The following is a 12,258-nucleotide window of genomic DNA, read 5'->3' as shown; positions in this document are numbered from 1 at the left end:
GACCGAGGGGGACGCCTAGTTCTTGCTCGCGAACCCGCCCAACCTCGTCATCGCCGGCTGAATCTGTTCGCGAGCAAGCTCGCTCCTACGAAAAGCAAAAGCCTGAAACCCCCGCCCCACGCGCCCCGCACAAAATCCTTACAACTTCCTACAACTTCGATCCGCCCGAACAACGGCGTCTTACATCGCCTTCCAATAATCCGGTGGCATCCGTGCCCGAGCCACGGCCTCTGATTGATTGGAGATAACAATAATGATCCAACGTAGAGTTCCGCTCAGCCGCGCCCGCCGTTCCGTGGAGGTGCGCCATGTCTGAGTCGCAAGAGAAGATCCAGCTCACCCGCGCGCTCAAGAGCCGCCACATCTTCATGCTGTCCCTGGGCGGCGTGATCGGCACCGGCCTGTTCATGGGCTCCGGCGTCACCATCGGTTCCGGCGGCCCCATGGGCGCCATCCTCGCCTACCTGGTCGCGGGCCTCTTGATGTACCTGGTGATGGTCTGCCTCGGCGAGCTGTCCGTGCAGATGCCGGTCTCCGGCTCCTTCCAGGCCCACGCCACGCGCTTCATCGGTCCGGCCACCGGCTTCATGATCGGCTGGGTGTACTGGATGAGCTGGGCCTCCACCGTCGGCCTGGAATTCACCGCCGCCGGCATGCTGATGACCCGCTGGTTCCCCGAGGTACCGATCTGGATCTGGTCGGGCTTCTTCGTGGTCGTGCTGTTCTCCCTCAACGCCCTGGCCACCCGCGCCTTCGGTGAGGCCGAGTACTGGTTCTCGGGCATCAAGGTCGCCGCCATCCTGGCCTTCATCGTGGTCGGCCTGCTGGTGATCTTCGGCGCCATCCCGCTGAACAGCGGCGCCGCCGCGCCGGGCCTGTCCAACCTGGTCAGCGACGGCCTGTTCCCCAACGGCCTGTCCGCCGTGTTCGCGGTGATGATGACGGTGGTCTATGCCTTCCAGGGCTGCGAGATCATGGGCGTCGCCGCCGGCGAGACCGACCAGCCGGAAAAGAGCATCCCGCGCGCTGTGCGCAACGTGGTGTTCCGCGTGCTGATCTTCTACGTGCTGGCGATTGTCGTGCTGTCCTGCATCGTGCCGTGGAAGCAGGCCGGCCTGATGGAAAGCCCCTTCGTGCAGGTGTTCGACATGGTCGGCATTCCCTACGCCGCCGACCTGATGAACTTCGTGATCCTCACCGCCATCCTGTCCGTGGGTAACTCCGGCCTCTATGCCTCCACCCGCATCCTCTGGGCCATGTCCAAGACCGGCATGGCGCCGCGCAAGCTGTCCCAGCTCAGCGCCCGTGGCGTGCCGCTCTACGCGCTGCTGATCAGCCTGGCCTTCGCCCTGCTGTCGCTGCTGACCAGCATCGTCGCCGCCGACACCCTGTTCATGGTGCTGATGGCGGTGAGCGGGATGTCCGGCACCGTCACCTGGATCGTCATCGCCTACGCCCAGTACCGCTTCCGTCGCGAGCACATGGCCAAGGGCGGCACCGTGGCCGACCTGAAGTATGCCGCGCCGCTGTTCCCGCTGATCCCGCTGGCGTGCATCGCGATCTGCTGCTCGCTGTTCGTGTTCCTCGCCCTGGACCCGACCCAGCGTCCGTCGCTGTACTGGGGCTTCGGCTTCATGGCGGCCTGCTACCTGGCCTACTACGTGCTCAAGCGCAAGCGCGGCCAGGTGCTGGCCGACGAGGCTGTGCCGAGCATCGGTTGAGTCTGACTGCACCGGAAAAGCCCCGCATTGCGGGGCTTTTTCTTTGGCTCTTGGTCTTGGGCTCTTCGTAGGACCGAGGGGGACGCCTAGTTCTTGCTCGCGAACCTACCCAGCTCCGGAGTCGCCGGGACGTCCGTTCGCGAGCAAGCTCGCTCCTACAGGTACTCCACCCGTCCCATCTCTTGCTGAACAATTGTTCAAAGTTGTAACAAGCCCGCCCGCCAAGTCCCCGTAAAACCCCTCGGCCCCCGCACCACGCGGCCTTCCCGCCGCTGCCGAGGGCGTTACAAGCCCCCCATTCGGGTGGATTGCCGCCTTACTGAACAGTTGTTTAGTATTGGCTCCAACGCCTCAACACAATCGTCTACAAGAATGAGGGCCGCATGACTCAAGCATCCCCGCTCAGCCGGGTCCAGGACGGCATCGCCTGGATCACCCTGAACCGTCCCGAGCAGCGCAACGCGCTGGACATCCCGACGCTCAAGAACCTGCACGCCCTGCTCGACGCCCATGAGGCGGACCCGGCGGTGCGTGTCATCGTGCTCACTGGCCAGGGTCGCAGTTTCTGCGCGGGCGCCGACCTCGCCGAATGGGCCGAGGCCGAGGCGCGCGGCGAGCTGGAAACCTACGGCTGGACCGAAACTGCCCACGCCCTGATGCGCCGCCTGTACAGCCTGGACAAGCCGACCATCGCCGCCGTCAACGGCACCGCCGTCGGCGCCGGGATGGACCTGACCCTGTGCTGCGACTTCCGCGTCGTCGGCGCTTCCGCCCGCTTCAAGGCCGGCTACACCGGCATGGCCTACTGCCCGGACGCCGGCGCCAGCTGGCACCTGCCGCGCCTGATCGGCAGCGAAGCGGCCAAGCGCCTGCTGTTCCTCGACGAACTGTGGAACGCCGAGCGCGCCTTGAACGCCGGCCTGGTCAGCGAAGTGGTCGCCGATGAACAGCTGCTGGAACAGGTCGGCGAATTCGCCGCCCGCCTGGCCGCCGGTCCGACCTTCGCCTTCGCCCAGACCAAGCGCCTGATGCGTGACGGCGCCGCCCGTACCCTGGCGCAGCAACTGGAGGCCGAACAGGCCGCCGGCCTGCTCTGTGGTCGCAGTGAAGATGCCGCCGAGGCGCTGCGCGCCGTGGCCGAAAAACGCTCCCCCCAATTCAAAGGCCGCTAACGGCTGCAGGTGATGTGATGGATTTCCAACTGACCCAGGAACAGGAAATGCTCGTCGAGGCGGTCAAGGCTTTCGTCGAGAAAGAACTGCTGCCGTACGAAGAAGAAGTGGACCGCGCCGACGCGGTGTCCCCGGAGCTGGCCGCGCAGATTCGCGGCAAGGCCCTGGCGGCCGGCTTCTATGCCTTCAACATGCCCGAGGAAGTAGGTGGCGGCGGCCTGGACTACCTGTCCCAGGCGCTGGTCGAGCGCGAGCTGTCCAAGGTCTCCTGGGCGCTGCACGTGTTCGTCGCGCGTCCCTCGAAGATCCTCATGGCCTGCAAGGGCCAGCAGATCCAGGACTACCTGCTGCCGGTGGTGCAGGGCGAGAAGATCGATTGCTTCGCCCTCACCGAGCCGGGCGCCGGTTCCGACGCCAACTCGATCAAGACCCGCGCCGTGCGTGACGGCGAGGACTTCGTGATCAACGGCTCCAAGCACTTCATCAGCCACGCCGGCCACGCCGACTTCGCCATCGTCTTCGCGGTGACCGACACCTTCGAGCGCAACGGCAAGAAGCGCAACGCCGTGACCGCCTTCCTGGTGGACAAGGGCACCCCGGGCATGACCGTGCGCCGCGGTCCGAAATGCGTGAGCAACAAGGGCTACCACACCTACGAAATCTTCTTCGACGACTGCCGCGTGCCGGCCTCCAAGGTCCTCGGCGAAGTCGACAAGGGCTGGGAAGTGGCCAACGCCTGGCTCACCGCCGGCCGCGTGATGGTCGCCGCCAACTGCGTCGGCCAGGCCCAGCGCGCGCTGGACCTGGCGCTGCAGTGGTCGGCCGACCGCAAGCAGTTCGGCCAGGCCATCGGCAGCTACCAGGGCATCTCCTTCAAGCTCGCCGACATGGCCACGCAGATCCGCGCCGCCGAACTGATGACCCTGCACACCGCCTGGAAGATGGACCGCGGCAGCATGACCGACGGCGAGGCCGGCATGGCCAAGCTGTTCGCCAGCGAAGTGCTGGGCAAGGTCGCCGACGAGACCGTGCAGATCTTCGGCGGCATGGGCCTGATGGACGAAGGCCCGGTGGAGCGCATCTGGCGTAACGCGCGCATCGAGCGCATCTGGGAAGGCACCTCGGAAATCCAGCGCCACATCATTTCCCGCGAACTGCTGCGGCCATTGCTGCGCTGACTCTCGGTGCTATTCGGGGAAGACGGGCTTGTGCTGAAACCCCCTCTCCCCAGCCCTCTCCCTGAAGGGAGAGGGGGCAAGAGCGATTCGGCGCGTGGGCTGGCACCAGACGCTGAAGGATGACCCTGAAAGCTCCCCTCTCCCTTCAGGGAGAGGGGTTGGGGGAGAGGGCGCAGGCCCGTACGAGACCCGACATGAAAAGAGAAAACCTCCAGCGCCTGCTGGCGCCCCGGCACCTGGCCTTCATCGGCGGCCGCAGCATGGCGCGTGCGCTCAAGCGCTGCGCCGAAGGTGGCTTCGACGGCCAGATGTGGCTGGTCAACCCGCAATATGACGAACTCGAAGGCGTGCCCTGCGTGCGCAGCATCGCCGAGCTGCCCGAAGGCCCGGATGCGGTGTTCATCGCCACCAACCGCGACCTGACCGTACAGGCCGTGGCCGAACTGGCCGCGAAAGACGCCGGCGGCGCCATCTGCTACGCCTCCGGTTTCGCCGAGACCGGCGCCGACGGCGAAGCGCTGCAGCGCCGCCTGCTCGCCAGCGCCGGCGACATGGCCCTGCTCGGCCCCAACTGCTACGGCCTGCTCGATTACCTGCACGGCGCAGCGCTGTGGCCGGTGGCCCACGGCGGGCACCTGGTGGAGAAGGGCGTGGCCGTGCTCACCCAGAGCGGCAACTTCGCCTACAACCTGTCCATGAGCGACCGCTCGCTGCCCATCGCCTACATGGCCTCGGTGGGCAATCAGGCGCAGCTGGGCGTGGCCGAACTGATGGACGTGCTGCTCGACGAGCCGCGCGTCACCGCCATCGGCCTGCACCTGGAAGGTCTGAAGAACGTCCCCGGCTTCGCCCGCGCCGCCTACAAGGCGCTGCAGAAAGGCATCCCGGTGATTGCCCTGAAGACCGGCGTTTCCGAGATCGGCGCCGAGCTCGCGCTCAGCCACACCAGCTCCCTGGCCGGTTCCGACGCGCTGTACGACGCACTGTTCGACCGCCTCGGGGTGATCCGCGTCAGCGGTCCGGTGAGCTTCATCGAAACCCTCAAGGCTGCCGCCTGCGGCAACCTGCCGGCCGGCCCGAGCCTGGCCGCGCTGGCCTGCTCCGGCGGCGACGCCGGGCTGATCGCCGACTACGCCGAGCGTAACGGCCTGACCCTGCCCAAGCTGGTCGACGCGCAGCGCGCGGAGCTGGCCCAGGTGCTGCCGGACTACGCCAACATCGCCAACCCGCTGGACTTCACCACCGCCATCTGGGGCGACGGCCCGGCACTGGAGCGCATGCTCGACAGCGCGCTGCAGACCGATGCCGATGCCGCCCTGCTGGTGCTGGATTACCCCGGTGAAGAGACCGGCGAGCGCCCGCAGTGCGACCTGCTGCTGGAGCTGTACTGCGCCGCGCTGGAGCGCCACGGCAAGGTGGGCTTCATCGCCTCGGCATTGCCGGAGTTGCTGCCCGAGCATGCCCGCGAACTGCTGCACGCCCACGGCGTCGCCGCACTGCAAGGTGTGGAAGACGGTCTTGCCGCCTGGGGTCGTATCGCCCATTACCGTCAGCGCCGCGAAACACTGCTGGTCCGTGGTGAGGCAGCCCTGGTGCCGCTCTGCCCACAGGCCATCGACGGCGAAGGCCGCCTGCTGGATGAATGGAATTCCAAGCAGGCGCTGAAGCCCTTCGGCCTGCCGCTGCCGCGCGCCGCGCTGAGCACCCCGGCCCAGGCCCGCGAAGCGGCCGCCGACGTGGGTTTCCCGCTGGCGCTGAAAGTGGTCAGCGCGCAGTTGCCGCACAAGACCGAAGCCGGCGGCGTGGCCCTCAACCTGCGCAACGAGGCGGCGCTGGAAGCCGCGCTGTTCGACATGCGCGAAAACATCGCCCGTCATGCGCCGGGCGTGCCCTTCGACCAGGTGCTGCTGGAGAGCATGGCCAACCCGCCGCTGGCCGAGCTGATCGTCGGCATCAAGCGCGAGAACGGCTTCGGCCTGGCGCTGGTGCTGGGCGCCGGCGGGATCCTCGTCGAGCTGCTCAAGGACAGCCGCAGTCTGCTGCTGCCGACCACCGACGCGGCGATCCGCGACGCCCTGCTGAGCCTGCGCAGCGCGCCGCTGCTCACCGGCTTCCGCGGCCGCCCGGCGGTGAACCTGGAGGCGCTGGTGGAAGCCATCCGCGCGGTGGCCGACTACGCCTGCGAGCACGTGGACAACCTGCTTGAACTGGATGTGAACCCACTGCTGGCGGACGCCGAAGGCGCCGTGGCGGTGGATGCGCTGATCCGCACCGCCGGGTGATCGGCAGCAGGACCTGAAGGAAGAACACGAACGCTCCCCTCTCCCGCTTGCGGGAGAGGGGCTGGGGGAGAGGGTGGTGGGCCCGGAACTCGGTGCCACCGACAAGAGCCCCTCTCCCCAGCCCTCTCCCTGAAGGGAGAGGGAGCAAAAGCGGCGCACGCCGGAGACTCGGCGTGAGCCCCAACGAGTAGCGCGAATAACCGCTCGCAGTTATCCGCCGAAGAACCATTCGGGAGATCGTTCATGCAAAACGACAAGACCCTCACCGGCGGCCAGGCCCTGGTCCGCCTGCTGGCCAACTACGGCGTCGACACCGTGTTCGGCATTCCCGGTGTGCACACCCTGGAGCTGTACCGTGGCCTGCCCGGCAGCGGCATCCGCCACGTGCTGACCCGTCACGAACAGGGCGCCGGCTTCATGGCCGACGGCTACGCGCGCGTCAGCGGCAAGCCGGGCGTGGCCTTCATCATCACCGGCCCCGGCGTGACCAACGCCGCCACCGCCATTGGCCAGGCCTACGCCGACTCCATCCCGATGCTGGTGATCTCCAGCGTCAACCACACCGCCAGCCTGGGCAAGGGCTGGGGCTGCCTGCACGAGACCCAGGACCAGCGCGCCATGACCGCGCCGATCACCGCGTTCTCCGCCGTGGCGCTGACCCCGGAAGACCTGCCGGAACTGATCGCCCGCGCCTACGCCGTGTTCGACAGCGAGCGTCCGCGCCCGGTGCACATCTCCGTGCCGCTGGACGTGCTCGCCGCGCCCATCGCCCGCGACTGGACCCACGAAGTCGTACGCCGCGCCGGCCGTGGCCAGCCCAGCGCCGATGCGCTCCAGCAGGCTGTGGATAAACTCAAGGCCGCCCAGCGTCCGATGATCATCGCCGGCGGCGGTGCGCTGCACGCCGCCGACGCCCTGGCCGCGCTGAGCGAGCGCCTGGCCGCGCCGCTGTTCACCAGCGTCGCCGGCAAGGGCCTGCTGGCGCCGGAAGCGCCGCTGTCCGCCGGCGCCACCCTGTGCACCCAGGCCGGTTGGGACATGATCGCCGAGGCCGACGTGGTCCTGGCCATCGGCACCGAGATGGCCGACACCGACTTCTGGCGCGACCGCCTGCCGGTCACCGGCGAGGTGATCCGCGTCGACGTCGACTCGCGCAAGTTCAACGACTTCTACCCGAGCGCCGTGGCGCTGCTGGGCGACTCCAAGGCCACCGCCGAAGCGCTGCTCGCCGCGCTGCCCAGCGCCACCCGTGACGCCGCCAAGGCGCAGTCGCGGATCGCCGAGCTGCGCGCGCAGATCGATGCCGGCCACGCGCCGCTGCAACTGATTCACAAGTCGATCCTGGAGCGCATCGCCAAGGCCCTGCCGGACAACGCCTTCATTGCCAGCGACATGACGCAGCTGGCCTACAGCGGCAACTACCTCTACCCGAGCAAGGCCCCGCGGGGCTGGCTGCATCCCACCGGCTACGGCACCCTCGGCTACGGCGTGCCCGCCGGCATCGGCGCCAAGTTCGGCGCACCGGAGCGTCCGGGCCTGGTGCTGGTGGGCGACGGCGGCTTCCTCTACACCGCCCAGGAACTGGCCACCGCCACCGAGGAGCTGGACAGCCCGCTGGTGGTGCTGCTGTGGAACAACGATGCGCTGGGGCAGATCCGCGACGACATGATCGGCCTGGACATCGAGCCCATCGGCGTCCTGCCGCGCAACCCGGACTTCGCCCTGCTCGGCCGCGCCTACGGCTGCCAGATGCGCCAGCCGCAGAGCCTGGACGAACTGGAGCGCGACCTGCGCGCCGGCTTCGCCCATCCGGGCGTGACCCTGATCGAGCTGAAACACGCCTGCGCCAAGTAGGTCCGTCGTACTCGCCGGGGCCGTGCAGGCTCCGGCGTGGTCACTGAGCATTCGAGCCTGTTGCCACCCGTGCCGGCAGGTTCCAAGGAGATTCCCATGCGCTATTCCAACTTCACCCAACGCATCGCCGGCGACGGCGCCGCCGCCTGGGACATCCACTACCGCGCCCTGGCGCGCATGGAGCAGGGCGACGACATCCTCCTGCTGTCGGTGGGCGACCCGGACTTCGACACTCCGGTGCCCATCGTGCAGTCGGCCATCGACAGCCTGCTGGCCGGCAACACCCACTACGCCGACGTGCGCGGCAAGCGCTCGCTGCGCGAAGCCATCGCCCGCCGCCACACCCAGCGCAGCGGCCAGGCCGTCTCCGCCGACGAGGTCGTGGTGCTGGCCGGCGCGCAGTGCGCGCTCTATGCCGTGGCGCAGTGCGTGCTCAATCCGGGCGATGAAGTCATAGTCGCCGAGCCGATGTACGTCACCTACGAAGCGGTGTTCGGCGCCTGCGGCGCCAACGTCATCCCGGTGTCGGTACGTTCCGAGCACGGCTTCCGCGTGCAGGCCGAGGACGTCGCCGCGCTGATCACCCCGCGCACCCGCGCCCTGGCCATCAACAGCCCGCACAACCCCTCCGGCGCCAGCCTGCCGCGCGCCACCTGGGAGAAGCTGGCCGAGCTGTGCGTAAAAAATGACCTGTGGATGATTTCCGACGAGGTCTACAGCGAACTGCTGTTCGACGGCGAGCACATCAGCCCCGCCAGCCTGCCGGGCATGGCCGAGCGCACCGCGACCCTCAACAGCCTGTCGAAATCCCACGCCATGACCGGCTGGCGCGTGGGCTGGGTCGTGGGCCCGAAGGAACTCTGCGCGCACCTGGAAAACCTCGCCCTGTGCATGCTCTACGGCTCGCCGGACTTCATCCAGGACGCCGCCTGCACCGCGCTGGAAGCCCAGCTGCCGGAACTGGACGCGATGCGTGAGGCCTACCGCCAGCGCCGCGACCTGGTGATCGACTGCCTGGCCGACTGCGTCGGCGTGCGCGCCCTGCGCCCGGACGGCGGCATGTTCGTGATGGTGGATATCCGCGCCACCGGCCTGTCCGCCCAGGAATTCTCCGATCTGCTGCTGGACCGCCACGGCGTTTCCGTGCTGGCCGGCGAAGCCTTCGGTCCCAGCGCCGCCGGGCACATCCGCCTGGGGCTGGTGCTCGGCGCCGAACCGCTGCGCGAAGCCTGCCGCCGCATCGCCCTGTGCGCTGCCGAACTGCTCAAGGAAAAACGCTATGCATGATCGTACCCAGCTCTACATCGATGGCGCCTGGGTGGCGCCGCAAGGGCAGGGCATGGCCGAGGTGCAGAACCCGGCCACCGAGGAATGCGTTGGCCGCGTCCCGCTGGGCGGCGAAGGCGACGTGAACCGCGCGGTGGACGCCGCGCGCCGTGCCTTCCCGGCCTGGTCGCAGACGCCGTCCCACGTGCGTGCCGGCTACATCCGCGCCCTCGCCGAACAACTGAAGAACCGCGCCGACGAAATGGCCGCGCTGATCACCGCCGAGCTGGGCATGCCGGTGCAGTGGTGCCGCATGGTGCAGGTGGACGGGCCGATCGAGGGCCTGGAAAGCTACGCCGACATGGCCGCGCACATGGACGAGGTGCGCGAGGTCGGCAACTCGCTGATCGTCAAGGAAGCGGTGGGCGTCTGCGCCTTCATCAATCCCTGGAACTACCCGCTGCACCAGCTGATCGGCAAGCTCGCCCCGGCACTGGCCGCGGGCTGCACCGTGGTGGTCAAGCCCAGCCAGGACACCCCGCTGCATGCCTTCCTGCTGGCCGACATGGTCCACGCCATCGGCCTGCCGGCCGGCGTATTCAACCTGGTCAGCGGCCCTGGCTCCAAGGTCGGCGAAGCCCTGGCGCGGCATCCGGACGTGGACATGGTCTCCTTCACCGGCTCCACCGGTGCCGGTGTAAAGGTCTCCGAAGCCGCCGCGCCGACGGTCAAGCGCGTGTGCCTGGAGCTGGGCGGCAAGTCGCCGTTCCTGATCACCGCCGATGCCGACCTGGCCGCCGCCGTGCGTCATGGCGTGCAGGACGTGATGATCAACTCCGGGCAGACCTGCACCGCGCTCACCCGCATGCTGCTGCCGGCCCATCGCTATGCCGAGGCCGTCGAGATCGCCCGCGCCGAAACCCTCGCGCTGAAGATGGGTGACCCGCTGGACGCCGACAGCTTCCTCGGCCCGATGTGCTCGGGTGGCCAGCGCCGCACCGTGCTGGATTACATCCGCGTCGGCCAGGAAGAAGGCGCACAGCTGGTGTGCGGCGGTGCTGAGCGGCCGGCCCATCTGGAGCGCGGTCACTACGTGCAGCCGACGATTTTCGCCGGCGTGAACAACCAGATGCGCATCGCCCGCGAGGAAATCTTCGGCCCGGTGCTGTGCCTGATTCCCTACGCCGACGAGGCCGAGGCCATCGCCATCGCCAACGATTCGCCGTTCGGCCTGTCCAGCGCCGTCTGGGCGGGAGACCGCGAAGATGGCCTGCGCCTCGCCCGGCAGATGCGCGCCGGCCAATGCTTCGTCAACGGCGGCGCGTTCAACTACCGGGCGCCGTTCGGTGGCTACAAGCAATCCGGCAACGGCCGCGAATGGGGCGAGCAGGGCCTGCACGAGTTTGTCGAGCTCAAGGCTATCCAACTCTGAGTGGCTGAAGGGCCCCTCTCCCTGAAGGGAGAGGGGGCCGTCCGGAGTTTTCGAATGGATGGGAGTTGGCCGGTGACCGGGGAAACCTTCGCCCCGCCGCCTAGTTGCAGCTCCCTTCGAGGGGCACGAGCGCTTCGGTGCTACCGGCGAGGGCTCGCGCTGAAGAATGAACACGAACACTCCCTCTCCCTTCAGGGAGAGGGCTGGGGAGAGGGTGCCGAGCCAGCGCACCGATCCCACAGGTACCGACTTTCTGGCCAGGAATCCACATGAACGTACTGATCGTCCACGCCCACAACGAACCGCAATCCTTCAGCACCGCGCTGTACAAGCTCGCTGAAGAAACCCTGCGCGGCCAGGGCCATGAAGTGCAGGTCTCCGACCTCTACGCGATGAACTGGAACCCGGTGGCCAGCGCCGCCGACTTCGGCGCGCGCAGCAACCCGGACTATCTCGTCTACGCGCTGGAGCAGCGCGAAGGCGCCAAGAGTCAGACCATTGCGGCCGACATCCAGGCCGAGCTGGACAAGCTGCTCTGGGCGGACCTGGTGATCTTCAACTTCCCGATCTACTGGTTCTCCGCGCCGGCCATCCTCAAGGGCTGGTTCGATCGCGTGCTGGTCTCGGGTATCTGCTACGGCGGCAAGCGTTTCTACGACCAGGGCGGCCTGGCCGGCAAGAAGGCGCTGGTCACCGTGACCCTCGGCGGGCGCGACCACATGTTCGGCGAAGGCGCCATCCACGGCCCGCTGGAAGACATGCTGCGGCCGATCCTGCGCGGCACCCTGGCCTACACCGGCATGACCGTGCTGCCGCCCTTCGTGGCCTGGCACGTGCCCTACATCAGCAACGACGCGCGCGTGGACTTCCTGCGCCAGTACCAGGAGCGCCTGCAGCACCTGGACGAGGACAAGCCGCTGGAATTCGTGCGCCTGGACCAGTTCGACGAGCGTCTCTACCCGCTGCCGCGCTGAGCGCTTTTCTGTAGGAGCGAGCTTGCTCGCGAACCCTACTGTACTTCGGTGTTTCGGGCTGCCCTCACCCTAACCCTCTCCCAGAGGGAGAGGGGACTGACCGGCGAAGGATGAAGCAGTAGTGTCAGCCGGCACGAACTGCCCCCTCTCCTGGGGGAGAGGGCTGGGGTGAGGGGACCGCCCTCGCGCCGAACTCACCCGGCAGAAACGAAAAAGGGCGGCCATCCGCAGATGGCCGCCCCAGGAGAAAAAGTCAGTCGCTGCAGCCAGGTATGCGCGGGGGAGATGGCCGTCGATTGGTGTATCGGCGGCCGTACGATGAGCCTGGTATGCCCAACGTTGCTGCAGCGACTTGGCCGGCACTATACGTGGTAACAAT

General features: G+C 67.9%; 8 protein-coding genes. All 8 read left to right on the top strand.

Features of this window, described 5'->3' with window-relative positions:
• The first annotated feature begins 308 nt into the window (after positions 1 to 308).
• Positions 309 to 1,721 carry an amino acid permease gene (locus O6P39_RS26935; RefSeq protein WP_275609385.1) on the top strand — a complete coding sequence of 471 codons (1,413 nt, stop codon included), beginning with the start codon at positions 309 to 311 and terminating at the stop codon, positions 1,719 to 1,721.
• Between the two features lie 383 nt (positions 1,722 to 2,104).
• A complete protein-coding gene (locus O6P39_RS26930; RefSeq protein WP_275609384.1) occupies positions 2,105 to 2,893 on the top strand; it encodes an enoyl-CoA hydratase-related protein in 789 nt (262 codons plus the stop codon).
• Positions 2,894 to 2,910: 17 nt separating this feature from the next.
• Positions 2,911 to 4,071, top strand: a complete 1,161-nt coding sequence (locus O6P39_RS26925; RefSeq protein WP_275609383.1) for an acyl-CoA dehydrogenase family protein — start codon at positions 2,911 to 2,913, stop codon at positions 4,069 to 4,071.
• A gap of 194 nt (positions 4,072 to 4,265) precedes the next feature.
• Positions 4,266 to 6,353, top strand: a complete 2,088-nt coding sequence (locus tag O6P39_RS26920; protein ID WP_275609382.1) for an acetate--CoA ligase family protein — start codon at positions 4,266 to 4,268, stop codon at positions 6,351 to 6,353.
• A gap of 243 nt (positions 6,354 to 6,596) precedes the next feature.
• Positions 6,597 to 8,207 carry a 5-guanidino-2-oxopentanoate decarboxylase gene (locus tag O6P39_RS26915; protein ID WP_275609381.1) on the top strand — a complete coding sequence of 537 codons (1,611 nt, stop codon included), beginning with the start codon at positions 6,597 to 6,599 and terminating at the stop codon, positions 8,205 to 8,207.
• A 96-nt stretch (positions 8,208 to 8,303) separates the two neighbouring features.
• Positions 8,304 to 9,494 carry a pyridoxal phosphate-dependent aminotransferase gene (locus O6P39_RS26910; RefSeq protein WP_275609380.1) on the top strand — a complete coding sequence of 397 codons (1,191 nt, stop codon included), beginning with the start codon at positions 8,304 to 8,306 and terminating at the stop codon, positions 9,492 to 9,494.
• Positions 9,487 to 10,905, top strand: a complete 1,419-nt coding sequence (locus tag O6P39_RS26905) for an aldehyde dehydrogenase family protein (RefSeq protein ID WP_275609379.1) — start codon at positions 9,487 to 9,489, stop codon at positions 10,903 to 10,905. Before O6P39_RS26910 ends, O6P39_RS26905 begins: the two co-directional genes overlap by 8 nt.
• A gap of 269 nt (positions 10,906 to 11,174) precedes the next feature.
• Positions 11,175 to 11,879: an NAD(P)H-dependent oxidoreductase gene (locus O6P39_RS26900; RefSeq protein ID WP_275609378.1), complete on the top strand. Its 705-nt coding sequence runs from the start codon at positions 11,175 to 11,177 to the stop codon at positions 11,877 to 11,879.
• Positions 11,880 to 12,258 lie beyond the last annotated feature (379 nt).

Origin of the sequence: Pseudomonas sp. PSE14 (assembly GCF_029203285.1) — a bacterium.
Classification (GTDB): Bacteria; Pseudomonadota; Gammaproteobacteria; order Pseudomonadales; family Pseudomonadaceae; genus Pseudomonas.
Note: the sequence above shows the minus strand (reverse complement) of the source record. Positions and strands in the feature narration are given on the sequence as shown.